The organism is Salmonella sp. SAL00653, assembly GCF_046552515.1.
Lineage (GTDB): Bacteria > Pseudomonadota > Gammaproteobacteria > Enterobacterales > Enterobacteriaceae > Salmonella > Salmonella enterica.
The window spans coordinates 21,746-45,798 of sequence record NZ_JBGDTY010000020.1; the positions used below are offsets into that span (position 1 = coordinate 21,746).

General features: G+C 54.0%; 21 protein-coding genes, 4 tRNA genes and 1 pseudogene. 18 read left to right on the forward strand and 8 right to left on the reverse strand.

The genetic code is table 11. The annotated features are described in order from the left end of the window. Positions 1–37 precede the first annotated feature (37 nt). The 17 genes from wecA to ACLJRU_RS20360 all read left to right on the forward strand — a co-directional run bounded on the left by wecA (position 38) and on the right by ACLJRU_RS20360 (position 14,962). A complete protein-coding gene (wecA, locus tag ACLJRU_RS20280; protein WP_001050945.1) occupies positions 38–1,141 on the forward strand; it encodes a UDP-N-acetylglucosamine--undecaprenyl-phosphate N-acetylglucosaminephosphotransferase in 1,104 nt (367 codons plus the stop codon). An 11-nt stretch (positions 1,142–1,152) separates the two neighbouring features. Continuing rightward, positions 1,153–2,199, forward strand: coding sequence for an ECA polysaccharide chain length modulation protein (wzzE, locus tag ACLJRU_RS20285; RefSeq protein ID WP_000193417.1), 1,047 nt, complete (start codon positions 1,153–1,155; stop codon positions 2,197–2,199). Positions 2,200–2,254: 55 nt separating this feature from the next. Next, complete coding sequence (wecB, locus tag ACLJRU_RS20290; RefSeq protein ID WP_000866676.1) at positions 2,255–3,385, forward strand: non-hydrolyzing UDP-N-acetylglucosamine 2-epimerase; 1,131 nt, start codon at positions 2,255–2,257, stop codon at positions 3,383–3,385. Beyond that, positions 3,382–4,644: a UDP-N-acetyl-D-mannosamine dehydrogenase gene (gene wecC / locus ACLJRU_RS20295; RefSeq protein WP_000011238.1), complete on the forward strand. Its 1,263-nt coding sequence runs from the start codon at positions 3,382–3,384 to the stop codon at positions 4,642–4,644. Before wecB ends, wecC begins: the two co-directional genes overlap by 4 nt. Further along, positions 4,644–5,711, forward strand: a complete 1,068-nt coding sequence (gene rffG, locus ACLJRU_RS20300; protein ID WP_000822155.1) for a dTDP-glucose 4,6-dehydratase — start codon at positions 4,644–4,646, stop codon at positions 5,709–5,711. Before wecC ends, rffG begins: the two co-directional genes overlap by 1 nt. Positions 5,712–5,743: 32 nt before the next feature. Then, positions 5,744–6,625, forward strand: coding sequence for a glucose-1-phosphate thymidylyltransferase RfbA (gene rfbA / locus ACLJRU_RS20305; RefSeq protein ID WP_001541189.1), 882 nt, complete (start codon positions 5,744–5,746; stop codon positions 6,623–6,625). Then, the gene (gene rffC / locus ACLJRU_RS20310) at positions 6,603–7,280 is read left to right on the forward strand and encodes a dTDP-4-amino-4,6-dideoxy-D-galactose acyltransferase (RefSeq protein ID WP_001145156.1); all 678 of its coding nucleotides are present in this window, start codon (positions 6,603–6,605) and stop codon (positions 7,278–7,280) included. Before rfbA ends, rffC begins: the two co-directional genes overlap by 23 nt. Positions 7,281–7,284: 4 nt before the next feature. Continuing rightward, the gene (rffA, locus tag ACLJRU_RS20315; protein WP_023235409.1) at positions 7,285–8,415 is read left to right on the forward strand and encodes a dTDP-4-amino-4,6-dideoxygalactose transaminase; all 1,131 of its coding nucleotides are present in this window, start codon (positions 7,285–7,287) and stop codon (positions 8,413–8,415) included. Between the two features lies 1 nt (position 8,416). Next, complete coding sequence (gene wzxE, locus ACLJRU_RS20320; RefSeq protein ID WP_000050292.1) at positions 8,417–9,667, forward strand: lipid III flippase WzxE; 1,251 nt, start codon at positions 8,417–8,419, stop codon at positions 9,665–9,667. Further along, positions 9,664–10,743, forward strand: coding sequence for a TDP-N-acetylfucosamine:lipid II N-acetylfucosaminyltransferase (locus tag ACLJRU_RS20325; RefSeq protein WP_001541192.1), 1,080 nt, complete (start codon positions 9,664–9,666; stop codon positions 10,741–10,743). The genes wzxE and ACLJRU_RS20325 overlap by 4 nt, the downstream gene beginning before the upstream one ends. Beyond that, complete coding sequence (gene wzyE, locus ACLJRU_RS20330) at positions 10,740–12,098, forward strand: ECA oligosaccharide polymerase (RefSeq protein ID WP_000115412.1); 1,359 nt, start codon at positions 10,740–10,742, stop codon at positions 12,096–12,098. The genes ACLJRU_RS20325 and wzyE overlap by 4 nt, the downstream gene beginning before the upstream one ends. Then, positions 12,095–12,835, forward strand: a complete 741-nt coding sequence (wecG, locus tag ACLJRU_RS20335) for a lipopolysaccharide N-acetylmannosaminouronosyltransferase (protein ID WP_000183617.1) — start codon at positions 12,095–12,097, stop codon at positions 12,833–12,835. The genes wzyE and wecG overlap by 4 nt, the downstream gene beginning before the upstream one ends. A 206-nt stretch (positions 12,836–13,041) precedes the next feature. Then, positions 13,042–14,427: a bifunctional threonine/serine APC transporter ThrP gene (thrP, locus tag ACLJRU_RS20340; protein ID WP_000818378.1), complete on the forward strand. Its 1,386-nt coding sequence runs from the start codon at positions 13,042–13,044 to the stop codon at positions 14,425–14,427. A gap of 102 nt (positions 14,428–14,529) precedes the next feature. Then, positions 14,530–14,606 (forward strand) — tRNA-Arg (locus tag ACLJRU_RS20345). A gap of 54 nt (positions 14,607–14,660) precedes the next feature. Further along, positions 14,661–14,736, forward strand: a tRNA-His gene (locus tag ACLJRU_RS20350). 20 nt (positions 14,737–14,756) lie between these two features. Further along, positions 14,757–14,843: transfer RNA gene (locus tag ACLJRU_RS20355), tRNA-Leu, on the forward strand. 42 nt (positions 14,844–14,885) lie between these two features. Next, positions 14,886–14,962 (forward strand) — tRNA-Pro (locus ACLJRU_RS20360). 581 nt (positions 14,963–15,543) lie between these two features. Here the strand turns inward: ACLJRU_RS20360 and hemY are convergent. From hemY to hemC, 4 genes are read right to left on the reverse strand one after another with little or no spacing between them, the layout of a single operon-like run. Further along, the gene (hemY, locus tag ACLJRU_RS20365; protein WP_001546072.1) at positions 15,544–16,740 is read right to left on the reverse strand and encodes a protoheme IX biogenesis protein HemY; all 1,197 of its coding nucleotides are present in this window, start codon (positions 16,738–16,740) and stop codon (positions 15,544–15,546) included. 2 nt (positions 16,741–16,742) lie between these two features. Then, complete coding sequence (gene hemX, locus ACLJRU_RS20370) at positions 16,743–17,912, reverse strand: uroporphyrinogen-III C-methyltransferase (RefSeq protein WP_000138959.1); 1,170 nt, start codon at positions 17,910–17,912, stop codon at positions 16,743–16,745. A 21-nt stretch (positions 17,913–17,933) separates the two neighbouring features. After that, positions 17,934–18,674 carry a uroporphyrinogen-III synthase gene (gene hemD, locus ACLJRU_RS20375; RefSeq protein ID WP_000025495.1) on the reverse strand — a complete coding sequence of 247 codons (741 nt, stop codon included), beginning with the start codon at positions 18,672–18,674 and terminating at the stop codon, positions 17,934–17,936. Then, entirely contained in the window at positions 18,671–19,612 is a 942-nt protein-coding gene (hemC, locus tag ACLJRU_RS20380) for a hydroxymethylbilane synthase (protein ID WP_023235410.1), read from the reverse strand. The genes hemD and hemC overlap by 4 nt, the downstream gene beginning before the upstream one ends. A gap of 376 nt (positions 19,613–19,988) precedes the next feature. Between hemC and cyaA the strand changes: the two genes are divergently transcribed. Beyond that, positions 19,989–22,535 (forward strand): class I adenylate cyclase, encoded by a 2,547-nt coding sequence (gene cyaA, locus ACLJRU_RS20385; protein WP_023235411.1) that lies wholly within the window; start codon positions 19,989–19,991, stop codon positions 22,533–22,535. Positions 22,536–22,612: 77 nt separating this feature from the next. Here cyaA and cyaY read toward each other — a convergent pair whose 3' ends face one another. The 4 genes and pseudogenes from cyaY to ACLJRU_RS20405 all read right to left on the reverse strand — a co-directional run bounded on the left by cyaY (position 22,613) and on the right by ACLJRU_RS20405 (position 23,900). Beyond that, a complete protein-coding gene (gene cyaY, locus ACLJRU_RS20390; protein ID WP_000999962.1) occupies positions 22,613–22,933 on the reverse strand; it encodes an iron donor protein CyaY in 321 nt (106 codons plus the stop codon). Positions 22,934–23,002: 69 nt separating this feature from the next. Then, positions 23,003–23,392, reverse strand: coding sequence for a DUF3021 family protein (locus tag ACLJRU_RS20395; RefSeq protein ID WP_001125567.1), 390 nt, complete (start codon positions 23,390–23,392; stop codon positions 23,003–23,005). Continuing rightward, positions 23,380–23,679: pseudogene (locus ACLJRU_RS20400) on the reverse strand (hypothetical protein); the annotation flags it as partial. The pseudogene ACLJRU_RS20400 and the gene ACLJRU_RS20395, both read right to left, overlap by 13 nt. Next, a complete protein-coding gene (locus ACLJRU_RS20405) occupies positions 23,649–23,900 on the reverse strand; it encodes a hypothetical protein (protein WP_001541195.1) in 252 nt (83 codons plus the stop codon). The pseudogene ACLJRU_RS20400 and the gene ACLJRU_RS20405, both read right to left, overlap by 31 nt. Between the last annotated feature and the right edge of the window lie 153 nt (positions 23,901–24,053).

Genomic DNA, 24,053 nt, shown 5'->3' on the forward strand with positions numbered 1-24,053 from the left:
ATACTTCTGGTACTAATTTTATCTGAGAGCACGCATTGTGAATTTACTGACCGTGAGTACTGATCTCATCAGTATTTTTTTATTCACGACACTGTTCCTGTTTTTTGCGCGTAAAGTTGCAAAAAAAATCGGTTTAGTGGATAAACCCAACTTTCGTAAACGCCACCAGGGGCTGATACCGTTGGTTGGAGGGATTTCGGTTTACGCAGGGATTTGCTTCACATTCGGAATTGTTGATCACTATATTCCTCATGCGTCGCTTTATCTTTCTTGTGCGGGCGTACTGGTTTTTATCGGTGCGCTGGACGACCGTTTTGATATCAGCGTAAAGATCCGTGCGACCATACAGGCCGCGATCGGTATCATTATGATGGTATTCGGTAAGCTCTATCTTAGCAGCCTCGGCTATATCTTTGGCTCCTGGGAGATGGTGCTCGGTCCCTTCGGTTATTTCCTTACTCTGTTTGCCGTATGGGCGGCGATCAACGCTTTCAATATGGTGGACGGTATTGACGGCCTGTTGGGCGGGCTATCCAGCGTCTCATTCGCGGCGATGGGGCTGATTTTATGGTTTGACGGACAAACCAGCCTGGCAATATGGTGCTTCGCCATGATCGCCGCGATTCTGCCTTACATTATGCTTAATCTCGGTATTTTGGGGCGGCGTTATAAAGTCTTTATGGGCGATGCCGGTAGTACTCTGATTGGGTTTACCGTTATCTGGATCTTACTGGAAACGACGCAGGGGAAAACTCACCCTATCAGTCCGGTTACCGCGCTATGGATTATCGCTATCCCGCTGATGGATATGGTGGCGATTATGTATCGCCGTCTGCGTAAAGGAATGAGTCCCTTTTCCCCTGATCGTCAGCACATTCACCATCTTATCATGCGCGCCGGATTTACCTCTCGTCAGGCGTTTGTACTGATTACGCTTGCCGCCGCCATTCTGGCGGGAGTCGGCGTAGCGGCAGAATATTCTCATTTTGTTCCTGAATGGGTTATGTTGGTGCTCTTTTTGCTAGCATTCTTCCTCTATGGCTACTGCATTAAGCGGGCCTGGAAGGTGGCGAGATTTATTAAGCGTGTGAAGCGTCGCCTGCGCAGGCACCGTAAGAACCGGCCAAACTTAACCAAGTAAATGAGGATACGATGACACAACCATTACCGGGGGCACGCGCGGTGAGCGCTGAAAATGAACTGGATATTCGCGGGTTGTTTCGTACTTTATGGGCTGGCAAATTCTGGATTATCGGCATTGGCCTGCTATTTGCCCTTATCGCGTTAGCCTATACCTTTTTTGCTCGTCAGGAGTGGAGTGCGACGGCGATCACCGATCGCCCAACCGTAAATATGTTGGGCGGTTATTACTCCCAGCAGCAGTTTCTGCGCAACCTGGATATTAAGACCGATCCCTCTTCTTCCGATAAGCCCTCGGTGATGGATGAAGCGTATAAAGAGTTCATCATGCAACTTGCCTCCTGGGATACGCGTCGCGATTTCTGGTTACAGACGGACTATTACAAGCAGCGAATGGTCGGGAATAGCAAAGCTGATGCGGCAATGCTTGATGAACTGATCAATAACATACAGTTTACGCCCGGCGATTTTACACGCGCCATCAACGACAATGTGAAGCTGATTGCTGAAACTGCGCCGGACGCCAATAATCTGCTGCGTCAGTATGTCGCATTCGCCAGCCAGCGGGCGGCGAGCCATCTGAATGATGAATTAAAAGGTGCCTGGGCTGCGCGTACCGTGCAGATGAAAGCCCAGGTCAAACGGCAGGAAGAGGTTGCGAAAGCGATCTATTCACGTCGTGTAAACAGTATTGAGCAGGCGCTCAAAATTGCGGAACAACATAATATTTCTCGTAGCGCGACGGATGTCCCGGCAGATGAATTACCGGACTCAGAGCTTTTTTTACTCGGTCGCCCTATGTTGCAGGCGCGTCTTGAAAATCTGCAAGCGGTTGGCCCTGCGTTCGATTTGGACTACTTTCAAAATCGGGCAATGTTGAATACGCTTAATGTGGGGCCGACCCTGGACCCTCGTTTTCAGACCTATCGTTATTTGCGTACGCCGGAAGAACCGGTAAAACGTGATAGCCCACGCCGAGCCTTCCTGATGATTATGTGGGGTATCGTTGGGGCGCTAATCGGTGCGGGCGTTGCCTTAACCCGTCGCCGCACGATTTAGCAACACCTCTGCAGTAGGGGGCTGGGCCCATACTGTCTATTCGAAGAGAATCGATGTGAAAGTACTGACTGTATTTGGTACACGACCGGAGGCCATTAAGATGGCGCCTCTGGTCCATGCGCTGGAAAAAGATCCTCATTTCGAGGCCAAAGTATGCGTTACTGCGCAGCATCGGGAGATGCTTGATCAGGTATTAACTCTTTTTTCTATTGTGCCTGATTTCGATCTCAACATTATGCAGCCGGGACAGGGGTTGACGGAAATTACCTGCCGAATTCTGGAGGGATTAAAGCCGATCCTGGCAGATTTTAAACCTGATGTGGTGCTGGTTCATGGAGATACCACCACTACGATTGCTACCAGCCTGGCGGCTTTCTATCAACGAATTCCGGTAGGGCACGTAGAAGCCGGGTTGCGAACCGGCGATCTCTATTCCCCCTGGCCGGAAGAGGCAAACCGTACGCTGACCGGACATCTGGCGATGTACCACTTTGCGCCGACGGAAAACTCGCGGCAGAATCTGTTGCGGGAGAACATTCCGGATGAGCGCATTTTTGTCACTGGCAATACCGTTATCGACGCGCTGATCTGGGTACGCGATCGCGTTCTGACGAGCGATACATTACAGGCTGAACTGGCCGAGCAGTATCCTTTCCTCAACGCGAATAAGAAGATGATTTTGGTGACCGGTCATCGGCGTGAAAGCTTTGGTCAGGGCTTTGAGCATATCTGCCAGGCGCTGGCGGAAATCGCCGCCGCGAACCAGAATGTGCAAATTGTCTATCCGGTGCATCTCAATCCCAACGTCAGCGAACCTGTCAACCGTATCCTCGGCCATGTTGAAAACGTGGTACTGATTGAGCCGCAGGACTACTTACCTTTTGTCTGGCTGATGAATCACGCCTGGCTCATTCTGACCGATTCCGGCGGTATTCAGGAAGAAGCGCCGTCATTAGGTAAGCCGGTATTGGTCATGCGTGAAACCACAGAGCGTCCGGAAGCCATTACCGCTGGTACGGTAAGACTGATCGGCACGGACTCCCGGCGCATTGTGGCGGAAGTTATGCGTCTGCTGCACGACGAAAATGAATATCAAACCATGAGCCGCGCCCATAATCCTTATGGTGACGGGCAATCATGCGCGCGCATTTTACAGGCGTTAAAAAGTTATCGGGTATCGTTATGAGTTTTACGACCATTTCTGTTATTGGGCTGGGGTATATCGGATTACCGACTGCGGCCGCTTTTGCTTCCCGCCAGAAGCAGGTTATCGGCGTGGATATCAACCAACATGCGGTAGACACCATAAATCGCGGTGAAATTCACATCGTGGAGCCGGCGTTGGGCAATGTGGTGAAGATGGCGGTGGAAGGCGGCTTTCTGCGTGCGACGACGACACCTGTCGAGGCCGATGCGTACCTGATTGCCGTGCCGACGCCATTCAAAGGCGATCACGACCCTGACATGGCCTATGTGGAAGCCGCGGCGAAATCCATTGCGCCGGTATTAAAAAAAGGGGCACTGGTGATTCTGGAATCAACATCGCCGGTCGGCGCAACGGAGCAAATGGCTGGCTGGCTGGCCGGGATGCGCCCGGATCTGACCTTTCCCCAGCAGGCGGGCGAGCAGGCCGACGTGAATATCGCCTATTGTCCGGAGCGTGTGCTGCCGGGTCAGGTGATGGTGGAACTCATTAAAAATGACCGCGTGATTGGCGGTATGACGCCAGTATGTTCGGCTCGCGCCAGCGCGCTGTACAAAATTTTCCTTGAGGGCGAATGCGTTGTCACCAACTCGCGCACCGCAGAGATGTGCAAGCTGACGGAAAATAGCTTCCGTGATGTGAATATCGCCTTTGCGAATGAATTGTCGCTGATTTGCGCCGAACAGGGGATTAACGTCTGGGAATTGATCCGTCTGGCGAACCGCCATCCGCGCGTCAATATTTTGCAGCCGGGCCCAGGCGTTGGCGGGCACTGCATTGCGGTCGATCCGTGGTTTATTGTGGCGCAAAATCCGCAGCAGGCGAGACTGATTCGCACCGCGCGTGAAGTGAATGACGGCAAACCGCACTGGGTGGTCGATCAGGTAAAAGCCGCGGTCGCAGATTGCCTGGCGGCCACCGATAAACGCGCCAGCGAAGTGAAAATCGCCTGTTTTGGGCTGGCCTTTAAGCCGAATATCGACGATCTGCGCGAAAGCCCGGCGATGGGGATCGCCCAAAGTATCGCCCGCTGGCACAGCGGCGAAACCCTGGTCGTCGAACCGAATATCCGTCAGTTGCCGAAAAAATTGGACGGACTTTGCACGCTGGCGAAACTGGACGCGGCGCTGACCGCCGCCGATGTGCTGGTGATGCTGGTCGATCACGACGAATTTAAAGCGATTCCCGGCGATGCGGTTCATCAACGTTATGTGGTTGATACCAAAGGAGTCTGGCGCTGATGAAACGCATTCTGGTGACCGGCGGCGCAGGCTTTATCGGATCTGCGGTGGTGCGGCATATCATCCATGAAACGGCAGACGCGGTGGTGGTGGTGGATAAACTCACCTATGCGGGCAACCTGATGTCTCTGGCATCGGTGACGCAAAGCGACCGTTTCGCCTTTGAGAAGGTGGATATCTGCGATTGGGCATCACTGGAGCGAGTCTTCCAGCAGTATCAGCCCAATAGCGTGATGCACCTGGCGGCGGAAAGCCATGTAGACCGTTCCATCGACGGCCCGGCGGCGTTTATTGAAACGAATATCGTTGGTACTTACACCTTGCTGGAAGCCGCTCGCGCTTACTGGTCCGCGCTTGACGCGGACGCTAAAGCGGCGTTCCGCTTCCACCATATCTCCACCGATGAAGTGTATGGCGATCTGCATACTGCAGACGATTTCTTCACCGAAACCACGCCATATGCGCCAAGCAGTCCTTATTCCGCCTCCAAAGCCAGCAGCGACCATCTGGTACGCGCTTGGTTACGTACCTACGGTCTGCCTACGCTTGTCACCAACTGCTCTAATAACTACGGGCCCTACCATTTTCCGGAAAAACTGATCCCGCTGATGATTCTGAACGCGCTGGCGGGTAAACCATTGCCGGTCTATGGCAACGGTCAGCAAATTCGCGACTGGCTGTATGTAGAGGATCATGCCCGTGCGTTGTATCACGTGGTGACGAACGGTGCGGTGGGCGAAACGTATAATATCGGCGGTCATAACGAACGTAAAAATCTGGATGTGGTCAGGACGATCTGCGCTCTGTTGGAGGAACTGGCCCCGCAAAAACCGCAGGGTGTGGCGAATTATCACGATCTGATTACCTTCGTCGACGATCGACCCGGCCATGACTTACGCTATGCCATCGACGCGTCGAAAATCGCCCGCGAGCTGGGCTGGACGCCGCAGGAAACCTTCGAAAGTGGGATGCGAAAAACCGTTCAGTGGTATCTCGCCAATGAGGCCTGGTGGAAACCCGTGCAGGATGGCAGTTATCAGGGCGAACGCTTAGGACTGAAACGCTAAACGACAGGTTCTTACTCCTGGAGGAGAAACGAATGAAAGGCATCATTCTGGCGGGAGGTTCCGGTACCCGGTTGCATCCCATTACGCGCGGCGTATCAAAGCAGCTTCTGGCCGTCTACGACAAACCGATGATTTACTATCCGTTATCGGTGCTAATGCTGGCGGGCATTCGTGAGATCTTGATCATCACCACGCCGGAGGATAAACGCGACTTTCAGCGTTTGTTGGGCGACGGCGCAGCATTCGGTATCGATTTACATTATGCCGAGCAGCCCAGCCCGGATGGGCTGGCGCAGGCCTTTATCATTGGCGAAACGTTCCTCAACGGTGAACCCTCATGCCTGGTATTGGGCGACAATATCTTTTTTGGTCAGGGCTTTAGCCCCAAACTCCGTCAGGTCGCGGCGCGTACCGAAGGTGCCACAGTATTTGGCTATCAGGTCATGGACCCGGAACGCTTTGGCGTCGTGGAGTTTGACGATGATTTTCGCGCGCTCTCGCTGGAAGAAAAGCCGAAACAGCCTAAATCTAACTGGGCGGTCACCGGCCTCTATTTCTATGACAGCAAGGTCGTCGAGTATGCGAAGCGCGTGAAACCGTCCGGGCGTGGTGAGCTGGAGATCACTTCTATCAACCAGATGTATCTGGAGGAAGGTAAGCTGACCGTTGAACTGCTGGGCCGCGGCTTCGCCTGGCTGGATACGGGCACCCACGACAGTCTGATTGAGGCGAGCACTTTTGTGCAGACGGTGGAAAAGCGCCAGGGCTTCAAAATTGCCTGTCTGGAGGAGATTGCCTGGCGCAACGGCTGGCTGGATGATGATGGTTTGAAACGCGCCGCCAGTCAGCTTGAAAAAACCGGCTATGGCCAATATTTACTGGAGTTGCTCCGTGCCCGTCCGCGCCAGTATTGAACCGTTACTCTGGGAAAATACGTTTTTTGGCGTGAATAGCGGCATTGTGCGTATCGATGCCTCAGCGCCCGAATTAACGCCAGAAGCGCTGCAGGCGTGGCAACGCGTGCAGGTAAAAGTGCCGGCTGAAAACATCGCCTGGCTGTCGGCGTTGCAATCGCTGGGATTCTCTTTGGTTGAAGGCGAGGTGGATTTTGCGTTGCCGGTAAAAGGGCATCGCGACCAGCATGGCGCGGAAATTGCACACCTTACGGACATTCCTGCTTTGCGTCAGTTGGCCGGAGAGGCGTTTACGCAGAGTCGTTTTCGCGCGCCGTGGTATGCGCCCGACGCCAGCGCCCGTTTTTACGCCCAGTGGATTGAGAATGCGGTACGCGGCACGTTTGATCACCAATGCCTGGTGCTTCGCACGGAGACAGGCGCTATCCGCGGTTACGTCTCGCTGCGGGAATTGAATGATACCGACGCGCGCATTGGCCTGTTGGCCGGACGCGGCGCGGGAGCGGAACTTATGCAGGCGGCGATCTGTTGGGCGCAGAGTCGCGGCAAAGCAACATTGCGGGTGGCGACCCAGTTGGGCAACACCGCCGCGCTTAAACGTTACATACAAAGCGGTGCCAACATCGAAAGCACTGCGTATTGGTTATACAGGTGACAACATGATTCCTTTTAATGCGCCGCCGGTGGTGGGAACCGAACTCGAATACATGCAGTCTGCAATGAGCAGAGGCAAACTGTGCGGCGACGGCGGCTTTACGCGTCGTTGCCAGCAGTGGCTGGAGCAACATTTCGGCAGCGCGAAGGTGTTGCTAACGCCTTCCTGTACCGCATCGCTGGAGATGGCGGCTCTGTTGTTGGATATTCAGCCCGGCGATGAAGTGATCATGCCGAGCTTTACGTTTGTCTCCACTGCTAACGCTTTTGTCCTGCGCGGCGCGAAAATTGTGTTTGTCGATATTCGTCCGGATACGATGAATATTGACGAAACGCTGATTGAGGCGGCGATTACTGATAAAACCCGCGCTATCGTGCCGGTACACTACGCTGGCGTCGCTTGTGAAATGGACGTCATCATGGCGCTGGCGGATAAGTATAATCTGTTCGTTGTCGAGGATGCCGCCCAGGGTGTGATGTCCACGTACAAAGGGCGCGCATTAGGGACGATCGGTCACATCGGCTGTTTTAGCTTCCATGAAACCAAAAATTACACCGCTGGCGGCGAAGGCGGCGCGACGCTGATCAACGATCGTACGCTAATTGAACGCGCGGAGATCATCCGCGAAAAAGGCACCAACCGTAGCCAGTTCTTCCGTGGTCAGGTGGACAAATACACCTGGCGGGATATCGGCTCCAGTTATTTGATGTCCGATCTGCAGGCTGCCTATCTGTGGGCGCAACTGGAGGCCGCCGATCGTATCAATCAACAGCGTCTGTCGCTGTGGCAGACTTACTACGATGCGTTAACGCCGCTGGCGCGCGCCGGGCGTATCGAGCTGCCTTCTATTCCGGAAAACTGCGGGCATAATGCCCACATGTTTTACATCAAACTGCGAGATATCGCCGATCGCAGCGCGCTGATTAATTTTCTGAAAGAGGCGGAAATCATGGCGGTATTCCATTACATTCCGCTGCATGATTGTCCGGCGGGCGATAAATTCGGCGAGTTTATCGGGGACGATGTCTACACCACAAAAGAGAGCGAACGTTTGCTGCGTCTGCCGCTGTTTTATAACCTTGCGCCCGTCGATCAACGAACGGTGATTACTACCTTGCTAAATTATTTCTCCTGATATGTCGCTTGCTAAAGCCTCCCTGTGGACGGCGGTCAGTACGCTGGTAAAAATTGGCGCCGGACTGCTGGTGGTGAAACTACTGGCCGTCTCTTTTGGCCCGGCGGGCGTCGGACAAGCGGGTAACTTCCGCCAGATGATCACCGTGCTGGGCGTATTGGCTGGCGCGGGGATATTTAACGGCGTTACCAAACTCGTCGCACAACATCATGATGACCCGGCGCAGTTACGTACCGTGGTGGGAACCTCCTCCGCGATGGTATTGGGGTTCTCTACGCTGCTGGCGCTGGTCTTCCTGCTGGCGGCGGCGCCGATTAGCCAGGGATTGTTCGGTCACACGGACTATCAAGGGCTGGTGCGTCTGGTTGCACTGGTACAAATGGGGATCGCCTGGGCGAACCTGCTGCAGGCGCTAATGAAGGGCTTTCGTGACGCGTCGGGTAATGCCTTATCGTTAATTGTCGGCAGCTTTTTGGGCGTCGCCGCCTGGTATCTCTGCTACCGTGTCGGCGGCTATGAAGGCGCTCTGCTTGGCCTGGCGCTGGTGCCGGCGCTGGTAGTAGTACCTGCCGGTATAATACTGATTAAGCGCGGCACCGTCCCGCTACGCTATCTCAAGCCCTCCTGGGATAATGGTCTGGCAGGGCAGCTCAGTAAATTTACCCTGATGGCGCTGATTACCTCCGTTACGATGCCGGTCGCCTATGTGATGATGCGAAACCAACTGGCCGCGCACTATAGCTGGAGCGATGTCGGGATCTGGCAGGGCGTAAGCAGTATTTCTGACGCCTATCTGCAATTTATCACCGCCTCCTTCAGCGTTTACCTGTTACCCACGCTCTCACGCCTGACGGAAAAACAGGACATTACGCGTGAAGTGGTAAAAGCGCTGAAATTTGTTTTACCGGCGGTTGCGGCGGCGAGTTTTACCGTCTGGCTACTGCGCGATTTTGCTATCTGGCTGCTTTTTTCCGCCAAATTCACCGCGATGCGCGATCTGTTCGCCTGGCAGTTAGTGGGCGACGTGCTGAAAGTCGGAGCCTATGTTTTCGGTTATCTGGTGATTGCCAAAGCGTCGTTGCGATTTTACATTCTGGCCGAAATTAGTCAGTTCATTCTGTTAACGGCGTTCGCTCACTGGCTGATTCCCGCTCACGGCGCGCTGGGTGCGGCACAGGCTTATATGGCCACCTATATTGTCTATTTTTCACTTTGTTGCGGCGTATTTTTACTCTGGCGTAGGCGAGCATGACTGTACTGATTCACGTCCTGGGATCGGATATCCCTCACCATAACCACACCGTGCTGCGGTTTTTCAATGATACGCTGGCCGCCACAAGCGAGCACGCGCGCGAATTTATGGTTGCCGGCGAAGATAACGGTTTCACGGAAAGCTGTCCGGCGCTCTCGCTTCGTTTTTATGGCAGTAAGAAAGTGTTGGCGCAGGCGGTCATCGCCAAAGCGAAAGCAAATCGTCGACAGAGATTCTTCTTTCACGGTCAGTTCAACACCAGCCTGTGGCTGGCGCTGTTAAGCGGCGGTATTAAGCCAGCTCAGTTTTACTGGCATATCTGGGGCGCGGATCTCTACGAAGTGTCCCACGGGCTGAAATTCCGCCTTTTCTACCCGCTTCGTCGTATCGCGCAGGGGCGAGTAGGGGGCGTATTCGCGACGCGCGGCGATCTCAGCTATTTTGCGCGCCAGCACCCGGGCGTACGCGGCGAGTTGCTCTATTTCCCGACGCGCATGGACCCTTCCCTGAATGCTATGGCAAAAGAGCGCCAACGTGCGGGGAAATTGACCATTTTGGTAGGGAACTCCGGCGATCGCAGTAACCAACATATTGCGGCGTTACGGGCGGTGTATCAGCAGTTTGGCGACACGGTAAACGTGGTGGTGCCGATGGGCTATCCGGCCAATAACCAGGCCTATATTGATGAGGTTCGTCAGGCCGGTCTGGCGCTATTTAGCGCCGAAAATTTACAAATTCTTAGCGAAAAAATGGAATTTGATGCCTATCTTGCGCTGTTGCGCCAGTGCGACCTCGGTTATTTTATTTTTGCCCGCCAACAGGGGATCGGGACGTTATGTCTGCTAATTCAGGCCGATATCCCGTGCGTACTGAATCGCGACAATCCTTTCTGGCAGGATATGGCGGAACAGCATCTGCCCGTCCTGTTTACCACGGACGATCTTAATGAGCAGGTCGTGCGCGAGGCGCAGCGTCAGCTCGCATCGGTAGATAAAAGCGGCATCACCTTCTTTAGCCCCAACTACCTGCAACCGTGGCATAATGCGTTGAGAATCGCCGCAGGAGAAGCCGAATGAGTGTAATGCAATTCAGCGGGCTGCTGGTGGTCTGGCTGCTCTCTACGCTGTTTATCGCCACGCTGACCTGGTTTGAATTCCGCCGCGTGCGTTTTAACTTCAACGTTTTCTTTTCGTTGCTGTTTTTGTTGACCTTCTTTTTTGGTTTTCCGCTAACCAGCGTGCTGGTATTTCGTTTCGACGTTGGCGTCGCGCCGCCGGAAATCTTATTGCAGGCTCTATTATCCGCCGCCTGTTTCTACGGCGTGTATTACGTGACCTATAAAACGCGTTTACGCAAACGCGTTGTGGATGTACCACGCAAGCCGCTATTTACCATGAACCGGGTGGAAACCCACCTTACCTGGGTGATCCTGATGGGCATCGCGCTGGTGAGCGTGGCGATTTTCTTTATGCATAACGGCTTTTTGCTGTTCCGGCTGCACTCCTACAGCCAGATCTTTTCCAGCGAAGTCTCCGGCGTGGCGTTAAAACGGTTCTTCTATTTCTTCATTCCGGCGATGCTGGTGGTCTATTTCCTGCGCCAGGACAGCAAAGCGTGGCTGTTCTTTCTGGTGAGCACCGTCGCGTTTGGTCTGTTGACCTACATGATTGTCGGCGGCACGCGCGCTAACATCATTATTGCGTTTGCTATCTTCCTGTTTATCGGCATTATTCGGGGCTGGATCAGCCTGTGGATGCTGGCGGCGGCGGGCGTGCTGGGGATTGTCGGTATGTTCTGGCTGGCGCTCAAACGCTACGGATTAAATGTGAGCGGCGATGAGGCGTTCTATACGTTTCTTTATCTGACGCGCGATACCTTTTCGCCGTGGGAGAATCTGGCGCTGCTGTTGCAAAATTACCACAATATCGAGTTTCAGGGGCTGGCCCCTATCGTGCGTGATTTCTACGTCTTTATTCCCACCTGGTTATGGCCGGGACGACCCAGCATCGTGCTGAATTCTGCGAATTACTTCACCTGGGAAGTCCTGAACAACCATTCTGGCCTGGCGATATCGCCAACGCTTATCGGATCGCTGGTGGTCATGGGCGGGGCGCTGTTTATTCCGCTCGGCGCGATCGTTGTCGGGTTGATTATCAAATGGTTCGACTGGCTGTATGAACTGGGTAACCGGGAGCCCAATCGCTATAAGGCGGCGATTCTGCACAGTTTCTGCTTTGGCGCCATCTTTAATATGATTGTGCTGGCGCGAGAAGGGCTGGATTCGTTTGTTTCGCGCGTGGTTTTCTTCCTGGTGGTTTTTGGCGCCAGCCTGCTGGTCGCTAAGCTTCTGTTCTGGTTATTTGATAGCGCCGGACTGATTCATAAACGTACAACTTCGCTCCCTCAGGCACAGGTGGAAGGAAAACTATGACCAATAATGCCGCTGCGCCCCTTTACTCGCTGCGCGGGTTACCTCTGATTGGCTGGCGCGACATGTCACACGCGCTGAATTATCTGTTTGCCGATGGTCAACTGAAGCAAGGCACGTTGGTGGCGATCAACGCCGAAAAGCTGCTGACGGCGGAAGATAATCCGGAAGTCCGCGCGTTGATAGCGGCGGCGGAATTTAAATATGCCGATGGCATCAGCGTGGTGCGTTCAATACGTAAAAAATTTCCGCAGGCGCAGGTTTCTCGTGTGGCTGGCGCCGACCTTTGGGAAGCGTTAATGGCGCGCGCGGGGAAAGAAGGCACGCCGGTATTTCTTGTCGGCGGCAAGCCTGAGGTGCTGGCGCAGACGGAAGCAAAACTGCGGACGCAGTGGAACGTCAATATTGTGGGTAGCCAGGATGGTTACTTTACGCCGGAGCAGCGTCAGGCGCTATTTGCGCGTATCCATGCCAGCGGCGCGAAAATTGTCACCGTCGCGATGGGATCGCCAAAACAGGAATTACTCATGCGCGATTGTCGGGAAGTGCATCCCCATGCGTTATATATGGGGGTGGGCGGTACCTATGATGTGTTTACCGGTCACGTCAAACGCGCCCCAAAAATATGGCAGAACCTGGGGCTGGAGTGGTTGTATCGTCTGCTTTCTCAACCGAAGCGTATTACCCGCCAGATGCGTCTGCTGCGCTATCTTCGCTGGCACTATACTGGCGATCTCTAATTCTCCCTTCTGATGACTTGAGCAGCGGATTGTGCTTATGGTGCTGCTCATTTACAACATAATCGATGATTTCTTACACAATAAGTGCATTTTTTTAATGCTCCATTTGCCATTTGTCCAAATTTAAGAAAATATTCGCAACAATCGATGTACCCATAACAATAACCGGTACTACCGGAACCGTTGCAAACACGACATGAGGATTTATGGCAGAGAAAAAACCGGAGCTACAGCGTGGGCTGGAAGCTCGTCATATTGAATTGATTGCCCTCGGGGGCACCATCGGCGTCGGACTCTTTATGGGCGCCGCCAGTACGCTTAAATGGGCGGGCCCGTCAGTGCTGCTGGCGTATATCATCGCCGGATTGTTCGTCTTTTTCATCATGCGTTCGATGGGGGAGATGCTCTTTCTGGAACCTGTTACCGGCTCCTTTGCCGTGTACGCCCACCGGTATATGAGTCCTTTTTTTGGCTATCTTACCGCCTGGTCATACTGGTTTATGTGGATGGCGGTCGGGATCTCGGAAATTACCGCCATTGGGGTCTACGTCCAGTTCTGGTTTCCGGAGATGGCGCAGTGGATACCGGCGCTGATTGCCGTCGGACTGGTTGCGTTGGCGAATTTGGCCGCGGTGCGCCTGTATGGTGAAATCGAGTTCTGGTTTGCGATGATCAAAGTCACCACGATTATTGTGATGATCATCATCGGCTTGGGGGTGATTTTCTTCGGCTTTGGTAACGGCGGCCAGGCGATTGGCTTTGGTAATCTGACCGAGCATGGCGGCTTTTTTGCCGGCGGCTGGAAAGGCTTTCTGACCGCATTATGTATCGTGGTGGCCTCTTATCAGGGGGTTGAGTTGATCGGTATTACCGCCGGTGAAGCGAAGAATCCGCAGGTGACGTTGCGTAGCGCGGTGGGTAAAGTGCTGTGGCGTATCCTGATTTTTTATGTTGGCGCGATTTTCGTGATCGTCACCATTTTCCCGTGGAATGAGATTGGCAGCAACGGCAGCCCCTTTGTGCTCACCTTCGCGAAAATCGGCATCACCGCCGCGGCAGGCATTATCAATTTTGTCGTGCTGACGGCGGCGCTCTCCGGCTGTAACAGCGGAATGTATAGCTGTGGGCGTATGCTTTACGCGCTGGCGAAAAACCGTCAACTGCCGGCGGCAGTCGCGAAAGTCTCTCGCCACGGCGTGCCGGTCGCGGGCGTGGCGCTCTCTATTTTGATTTTGCTGGTAGGTTCTTGCCTGAACTACATCATCCCCAATCCGCAGCGCGTCTTTGTTTACGTTTATAGCGCCAGCGTACTGCCGGGGATGGTGCCGTGGTTTGTCATTCTGATTAGCCAACTGCGCTTTCGTCGGGCGCATAAAGAAGCGATTGCGGATCATCCTTTTCGTTCCATTATGTTTCCGTGGGCGAACTATTTGACGATGGCGTTTCTGGTTTGCGTTTTAATCGGCATGTACTTTAATGAAGATACGCGCATGTCGCTGTTTGTCGGCGTCATCTTCCTGCTGGCCGTCACGCTGGTCTACAAAGTTTTCGGTCTGAATCGTCACGGAACCGCCCACAAGGTGGGGGAATAAGCGCCAAAATGCGCAAAGCATAACCAAACGCGCATTTTATTTAAAAAGGCACTGGACAGCGGGGTGTGAAGTCCGTATTATCCACCCCCGCAACGGCGCTAAGCGCCCGTAGCTCAGCTGGATAGAGCGCTGCCCTCCGGAGGCAGAGGTCTCAGGTTCGAATCCTGTCGGGCGTACCATTTATTTAGGTGCTTGAGCTGCGGTGGTTTAATACCGCGTAAAAAGTTTCAGTGGTGGCTATAGCTCAGTTGGTAGAGCCCTGGATTGTGATTCCAGTTGTCGTGGGTTCGAATCCCATTAGCCACCCCATTAATATAGAGTTGTGAAACGCGAAGGTGGCGGAATTGGTAGACGCGCTAGCTTCAGGTGTTAGTGTCCTTACGGACGTGGGGGTTCAAGTCCCCCCCCTCGCACCACGACTCAATGAATTGAACTAAAAATTCAAAAAAGCAGTATATCGGCGAGTAGCGCAGCTTGGTAGCGCAACTGGTTTGGGACCAGTGGGTCGGAGGTTCGAATCCTCTCTCGCCGACCAATTTTGAACCCCGCTTCGGCGGGGTTTTTTGTTTTCTGTTCCTTTTCAACCCCTTATCCCGCACGTGTTGCCATTATGATTTGTTGGCGATATCCCAGGCTTCATTTGTCGCTATTCGGTGACGAGTAATCTATTGATTTATAATCACTTTGTAAAAAGCATCCTGTTCTGTCTCCGCCGGGCGACACGCTAAAACCTCGCCAGCGGCGGGGGGATGACAATCGCGTGAATTGTCTACGTTTTTTTAATGCCTGCGCCTGTTTTTTAGCGGTGCAAAGATGGCACGTTATGTGCAATAATGTACGGGTAGATGCTCATTCCATCTCTTATGTTCGCCTTCTGGCCTCATAAACTCAGGAATGATGCAGAGCCGTTTACGGTGCTTATCGTCCACTGACAGATGTCGCTTACGCCTCATCAAACACCCTGGACACAACGTTGAGTGAAGCACCCCTTTATGTTGTCATACAGACCTGTTTTGACGCCTGCCCCTTAACCGGGCAGGCGTTTTTTTATGCATCTCGAATGATTTTGTGTAGGCGGTAGGCCCGGTAAGCGAAGCGCCACCGGGCAAGAGGGAATTACTGCGGGGGATTGTTCTGTAATGTCAGCATCAGGCCGTCGCGCCGCATGGCGGCAGCCTCTTCCGGTTGATGCAGTCGATCAAGCGCATCGGCAAGCCAGGCATAATCATACGCGTCCGGGCGTTGTTTCAGCGCGGCGCGGAAAGCCAGGGTCGCCTCCTGCCATTCACCGTGTTTCATTAGCGACTGGCCGAGCGTGCTCCATAACAGCGGGCGATCGCCTACCGTCTTGATTTGCTGGCGCAGCACTTTCTCCAGTTGTTCCGGATTATTGGTTCTGAGGCGAGGAATGGGCAGCACCAGCCGATCGTCATACTGGCGTTTCAGACCGTCAATGATAATCTGCTGCGCCATATCATGATCGTCACATTCGATCAGATGCTCGGCCATTGCGACCTGCAGCGCCACCTGATGGCGGGTTTTACGGCTTTGGTTTTTCCACCAGGTGCGTAATCCTTCGCTGCCCTGCTCGGCGCGCGCCTGATCCATGAGTCCTATCCACGCCTGTTGTTCGAGCATGGCGCGATGCGCTTCATCGCCGACGTGCGCTTTCGCCATGGATGGGATGATATCCAGTAACGAACTCCATGCGCTGGTGCGAATATAGGCCTGCTCCGCCAGACGCAGAACTTCCGGGTGACGCGGCGTGACCTCCAGCAGTTTGTCCACGCCGTGACGCGCTGCGTGATTTTCATTGCGCGCCAGCTGTAAGCGCACGCGCGTGATCTCGACCGGGATGGTGTCGTTCCCCGCCAGCTCTGCCGCACGTTCAAGGTGCTGATTAGCGCGTGCTTCATCGCCGCGCTGCTGCGCCGCTTCTGCCGCCAGCAGATAATTTACCACCGGTTGTTCAGCATGGTCGGCATTTTTTGACATCAGCTTTTCAACCTGCTGATAGTCGCCCTCCGCCAGCTTCAGCAGCGCCTGTTCGGTCTGCTTGCGAGCGCGACGGCGTTTACGACCGGCAAACCAACCGCGGGTGTGCGCGCCGGTACGAAACAGACGGCGTAGTAACCACTCAATGGCGAATAGCACCACCATAGCGACGATGAGAATGATCGCCAGGCCGGTGACGCTGGTTTCAATGTTGTAGTTATCGGTCTGGATTAACACATAGCCCTGGTGACCGGCTATCATCGGGCCGACCACGATACCCGCGAGCAACAACACAAAGAGCAATAATACTTTTAGCATCATTATTCTCCTTGCGGCGCGGCTGCCGGAGCGTCTGTCTGCGTGGCAGGCGCTGCCGTAGAGACTGTCGGTTGCGCCAGCAGATTACGCACGCGGGTTTGCATCAGTTTTTCAAGAATCGCCTGGCTTCCCAGGGTTTCCGGCAGATCCATCGTGATATTTTGCTGGCTTAATTTATCGATCTCCTCCAGGAAGGCTTTTGTCGCGGCGTCGTCAGTATCGTAATAAGCGCGAACCCAGGTCGAAACGTTATCCAGCGCCTGACGGTATGTTTCTTCCTGATGGCGTGGCACGGCCTGCGCGGCGACTAACAGGCGGGAGCGAATATTTTCGCGTAAATAGACGTCCTGGTTGGGCGCCAACAGCGGTACGGCGGTATCATCGCGGCGGCGAATGGTAATAAAGCTGTCCATAAAGTTCTGCCAGCTTTTTTGCAGGTTAACACGCCATTCGCTTAACGAGCTGGACAGCTCGCTGCTGTCTGAATCCATCGGCGAACCATCGGTATCGTTATCCGCCAGACGCAGGTTATCGATTTGGTTAGAGAGCTGATTGAGCTTGAGAATAATGCCGTCGTAGTCGATCTGCGCAACGGATGACAGGCTGGCGATATCGTCAGTAATCGCGCGTCGTGCGGTAATCAGGCTGGGGTCATTCATGTCCGCCAGACTGGCGTCAGCGCTTTTGAGCAGCGCAGCGGCGGTAGTGACGTCCTGATCGCTCCACAGCTTGCGTCCGGCGAGTTTCACCAGGAAATCAGCCTGCGCCAGCAGCCAGGTTTTGGCATCGCTGCCGGAAATAGTGGCGACTTTTTGTTGTACTTCATCAAGCTGTTTCGCCAGCGCCGCCTGTTGGCGATTCGCGTCATCTAACTGCGCCGCTTGTTTTTTGATAATCCCTTCCAGCTCCGCTTTTTGGCTCTCCTGCGCCTTTTGCAAGGCGGTCAGTTGCGTCGCCAGCGCATCGCTGGTTTCCGTTTGCGCGGTTGCTTGCTGTTTCCCCCAGCCATAAAGCCCAATACCTGCCGCCAGGGCAATCGCAATCGCCACCGCGCTTAATACCAGCGCGGCGCCGTTCTTACTTTTTTTCTCGGTATTAACTGGCTGTGGCGTGGTTTCCACGCTCTCCCTGGTCTCATCAACCACGGCGGAGGATTTTTCTTGTTCCGTCATTATGGCATCCCATTATGAGAGTTATTGTAATGCGCGCAACAGCGCATCGTTGTCGGCGTTATCAGCGACCTTAATATCTTGCCAGCCCAGTTCCCGGGCGAGGTGCGCCAGACGCTCACTGACGACCAATAGCCGACAGCGTAGTAACCAGTGCTCACGATACCACTGGGGAGTCAGCGACCAGAGCCGTTGCAACATCTCGCCGCTGGTAACAACAAGCGTTGTTACGCCGCGAGTATGCCAGCGCATCGCTTCTTCCGCGCCATCGTAATGTTTCGCACATCGTTGATAACATTCACAAAAACTGACTTCGGCTCCGCGCGCTGTCAGGGTTTCGCCCAGCAGTTCGCGGCCGCCATTGCCACGCAAAATCAGCGCGCGTTTGCCCGCAATATTTTGTAATTCAGGTAATTGTAGCAAGGCTTCGCTGATTTCCCGATCCAATGGATAACGAATATCGAACCCGCTAACGGTATGAAGGGCGAGCGCCGTGGTGCGGCCAATCGCGAAATAGCGCGGCGACGCAGGCCAGTTTCGGCCATCCCGCTGGAGCTGGGCGTGAGCAAAGGCGACGGCGTGCTGTGAAAGGGCAAAAACCAGATCGTTTTCCGTCAGTGTCGCCAGGCGGTCGGCCAGGGTGGGTAGCTCCCGACCGGCGACAAATTCAATCAGTGGAAAACTCCAGGCCACCTGCCCCAGTGCGCGCAGACGGCTCACTAACGCTTCCCCTGCGGGAGAGGGGCGGGTGATCAGAATACTCATGCGGGCGTCTCGCCGTTATAAACTTCCGTCAGAATCGCGCGCGCGCCGTTTTCCAGCAGTTCCTCTGCAAGCGAGATGCCCATTTGCTCCGCCTGCTCGGGAGAACCACGACGTTCGCCGCGCACCATCACCGAACCGTCCGGCGCTCCAACCAGCGCGCGTAACCAAATTTCACCGTTGATGATTTCTGCATAGCTGCCAATCGGCACCTGACAACCGCCTTCCAGGCGGGTGTTCATAGCGCGTTCCGCCGTTACGCGCAGCGCGGTTTGCGAGTGATTCAACGGTGCGAGCAGCGCCTGCGTTCGCGCGTCGTCAAGACGACACTCAATCCCGACGGCGCCCTGGCCTACGGCAGGAAGCGAAATGTCGGGCGGCAAGGCTGTGCGAATGCGCGACTCCAGACCTAAGCGTTTCAGACCGGCCACGGCCAGGATAATGGCGTCATAGTCGCCGTTGTCCAGCTTGCCGAGACGTGTGCCGACGTTGCCGCGTAACGAACGGATAATGAGGTCCGGACGGCGTTCCGCCAGTTGACACTGACGACGCAAACTGGACGTCCCGACGATACTACCCGCGGGCAGATCGTCCAGACTGTGATATTTATTCGAGACAAACGCGTCGCGCGGATCTTCGCGCTCGCAAATGGTCACCAGACCGAGACCGTCCGGGAAGGCCACCGGAACGTCTTTCATAGAGTGCACGGCGATATCAGCGCGTTTTTCCAGCAGCGCGATTTCAAGCTCTTTAACAAACAGTCCCTTACCGCCCACTTTCGCCAGGGGAGTATCGAGAATCACGTCGCCGCGTGTGACCATCGGCACCAGTTCTACCGTCAGTCCCGGATGGGTTGCCATCAATGCGTCTTTGACATAATGTGCCTGCCAAAGCGCAAGGGGACTTTGGCGTGTGGCAATTCTTAAAACATTGTCTAACATGCTTGTTACCGTCATTATCAATCATTGACCATCCTAACATCCTTATAGAGAGTATGTTAGTTTTCCGGTCACCGTGAGTGAGAGGATAAGGCGCAGTGTCGTCAAGGACAGTGAATAATGACGAGAAACCGCCAGCCCGTATTTAAGAATTTACACGCAGCGAACGGTGCTACACTTGTATGTAGCGCATCTTTCTTTACGGTCAATGAGCAAGGTGTTAAATTGATCACGTTTTAGACCATTTTTTCGTCGGTATTAGATAAAAATATGCAGGCGAGAAAGGGTAACGGTTATTTTTGACATACGGTTTATCCCGAATGGCGACGGTCAAGTACTGACCTGCACCATGACGGGTAGCAACATCAGGCGATACGTCTTGTACCTCTATATTGAGACTCTGAAACAGAGACTGGATGCCATAAATCAACTGCGTGTGGATCGCGCGCTTGCTGCCATGGGACCCGCTTTTCAGCAGGTTTACAGTCTTCTGCCGACATTATTGCACTATCACCATCCACTGATGCCGGGTTACCTTGATGGTAACGTTCCCAGCGGTATTTGCTTCTACACGCCTGATGAAACCCAACGCCACTATCTGAACGAACTTGAGCTGTACCGCGGTATGACGCCGCAGGACCCGCCGAAGGGCGAGCTGCCGATTACCGGTGTTTACACCATGGGCAGCACCTCCTCGGTCGGGCAGAGCTGCTCGTCCGACCTGGATATCTGGGTGTGCCATCAGTCCTGGCTCGACGGCGAAGAGCGTCAGTTGCTGCAACGTAAGTGTAGCCTGCTGGAAAGCTGGGCCGCCTCGCTTGGCGTTGAGGTGAGCTTCTTCCTGATCGACGAGAACCGTTTCCGCCATAACGAAAGCGGCAGTCTGGGCGGGGAAGACTGTGGTTCTACGCAGCATATCCTGTTGCTTGATGAGTTTTATCGTACCGCTGTGCGCCTGGCCGGGAAGCGTATCCTGTGGAGTATGGTGCCGTGCGACGAAGAAGAGCATTACGACGACTATGTCATGACGCTCTACGCGCAGGGCGTATTAACGCCAAACGAATGGCTGGATCTGGGGGGCTTAAGCTCGCTCTCCGCCGAAGAGTACTTTGGCGCCAGCCTGTGGCAGCTATACAAGAGCATTGACTCGCCGTACAAAGCGGTGCTGAAAACGCTGCTGCTGGAAGCCTACTCATGGGAATATCCCAACCCACGTCTGCTGGCGAAAGATATTAAACAACGTCTGCATGACGGTGAAATCGTATCGTTTGGACTCGATCCCTACTGCATGATGCTGGAACGGGTCACTGAATACCTGACGGCGATTGAAGATCCGACGCGGCTGGATTTAGTCCGCCGCTGCTTTTACCTGAAAGTGTGCGAGAAATTAAGTCGCGAGCGCGCCTGCGTAGGCTGGCGTCGGGAAGTATTAAGCCAGTTAGTCAGCGAGTGGGGATGGGACGACGCGCGTCTGACCATGCTCGATAATCGCGCAAACTGGAAAATCGATCAGGTGCGCGAAGCCCACAACGAATTGCTCGACGCCATGATGCAAAGCTATCGTAATCTGATTCGCTTTGCGCGGCGCAACAACCTCAGCGTGAGTGCCAGCCCGCAGGATATCGGCGTACTGACGCGTAAGCTGTACGCGGCTTTTGAAGCGTTGCCGGGTAAAGTCACGCTGGTGAACCCGCAGATATCGCCGGATCTGTCCGAGCCGAATTTAACCTTTATCCATGTGCCGCCGGGACGCGCCAACCGTTCAGGCTGGTATCTCTACAACCGCGCGCCGAACATGGATTCCATCATCAGCCATCAGCCGCTGGAATATAACCGTTATCTTAATAAGCTGGTCGCGTGGGCGTGGTTCAACGGCCTGCTGACGTCGCGAACGCATCTGTTTATTAAGGGCAACGGTATTGTCGACCTGCCTAAGTTGCAGGAGATGGTCGCCGATGTTTCGCACCATTTCCCGCTGCGCTTGCCTGCTCCGACGCCGAAAGCGTTCTACAGCCCCTGTGAAATTCGCCATCTGGCGATTATCGTTAACCTCGAATATGACCCGACGGCGGCGTTTCGCAATAAAGTGGTCCATTTTGACTTCCGTAAGCTGGACGTTTTCAGCTTTGGCGAAGAGCAAAACTGTCTGATAGGCAGTATCGACTTGTTATATCGCAACTCGTGGAACGAAGTGCGTACTCTGCACTTTAACGGCGAGCAGGCGATGATCGAAGCGCTGAAAACGATTCTGGGGAAAATGCACCAGGATGCCGCGCCGCCGGATAGCGTGGAGGTGTTCTGTTACAGTCAGCATCTTCGCGGTCTGATTCGCACCCGCGTGCAGCAACTGGTCTCCGAATGTATCGAGCTACGTCTTTCCAGCACCCGTCAGGAGACCGGTCGCTTCAAGGCGCTGCGGGTTTCCGGGCAGACGTGGGGACTATTCTTCGAACGCTTGAATGTCTCGGTGCAGAAGCTGGAGAACGCTATCGAATTCTACGGCGCGATTTCGCATAACAAGCTGCACGGGCTGTCGGTACAGGTGGAAACCAACCAGGTGAAATTGCCGTCAGTGGTGGATGGCTTCGCCAGCGAAGGGATCATCCAGTTCTTCTTTGAAGAAACGGGCGATGAGAAAGGCTTTAATATTTATATTCTGGATGAAAGTAACCGGGCGGAAGTGTATCACCACTGCGAGGGTAGCAAGGAAGAACTGGTGCGCGACGTCAGTCGCTTCTATTCGTCATCGCACGATCGCTTCACGTATGGCTCCAGCTTTATCAACTTCAACCTGCCGCAGTTCTACCAGATAGTGAAAACCGATGGCCGCGCGCAGGTGATCCCATTCCGTACGCAGCCTATCAACACCGTGCCGCCAGCAAACCAGGATCATGACGCGCCGCTATTGCAGCAGTATTTCTCCTGAGGATTTTCGCCCGGTGGCGGCTACGCCTTACCGGGCCTACAGTAAGCCGGATAAGCAAAGCGCATCCGGCAAATAAATCAACGAAAACTCACCTTTTCACCCGCCTGCTGCGTTGCCGCCTGCTCCAGCAGATCCCAGAAGGTTTCGCCGCTGCGATCGCAAACCCACTCGTCATCTTTCAGGTCAAAGTGATAGCCGCCCTGTTTGGTCGCCAGCCACACCTGGTGCAACGGCTCCTGACGGTTAATAATGATTTTACTGCCGTTCTCAAAGCTGAGGGTTAGCACGCCACCGTTGATTTCGCAGTCGATATCGCTGTCGCCGTCCCAGCTATCGAGGCGTTCTTCGATGGCTAACCACAGAGTGTCGGCAAGGCGATGAAATTCACTGTCGTTCATTGTTTTATCCCGCTATTTAGTGATAGCGCTAGTATAAGGGGAAGCGTCAGCTTCTGGAACCGATACGAATTACCGTTGTGAGCGGTAAAGGATAAAACCCAGCGGTAGATAAATGACGATAAATAGCGCACTGGTGATAAGTATGACGGACGCGTTAACCGGGAAATGGTTCAGAGCCGACAGCATTGCCACCATCAGCGCGACGCAGCCGCTGCAGAGGAGAAAATGCAACAGGATTAAGGGGGCGCGCGGCTTTGCTTTGATATCCAAAAGAGCGCTAAGCAGACCGAGTACCGCGCTTATCGTCAGAACCCCGGCAGCTTCAACACCGTTTATCGTGCCGTGCATAACGCTTTCAACAATGACGTAAATGCATGAACCGATCCCCACGCCCCGAAGGGCGTTTTTCAGATGTTTATTCAAACGCGCAAAACGGTTTAGCGGCGTCATTTTTGGCATTCCGGTGCCTGCGTTATGATGATGTCTTTATTGTTGGTGTACATGACGTTCCTATTCAGAGTATGCGTCTTATCCGGGCAGGGGGATGCTGTTCGGTAAAGCTGGCTGCCAATCCACGTATAAACATAGCGGTTGTCATACGCAAAACGCTCGGTGACTTTTAGCGGCCCATTGATGCTAAAGACATGAATACCCTGACCTTGCTGGCTATCACGCATAAAATAGCCATGCTCTTTTCCGGCGTTAATTTTCTGGTTCAGGAAGGGGGCTGTGCTATCCAGTTCCAGCCCTGAGTTGCCGGGTTAATCAATGAATTGGGTAACCGACGCAGGCGTTTGAAATTCACCTCCGGCAACGAAAGATTGTTCTCCTCTTCTGGCTGGAGATAAACCACGCCGCTGCCTTGCCGTTGATAAACATTGTGCGGAGATTCACTCAGCCGGTATCCCCAGGCGGGAGGCAGCAGAAGTGAAAGCGAAAAAAGGCAAAACAAATTACGATATTGCATAAGGTCATCCGGACGTGGTACGTAAACCTAAAGTGATTAGCAAAGCATGTTCCCTGATGTAAATGCGCAATAATCATGGCAACGCGCCGCTTTTCAGATTTTATAAAGAGCCCCTAAACGCTTGCTTTTACGCCTTCTCCTGCGATGATAGAA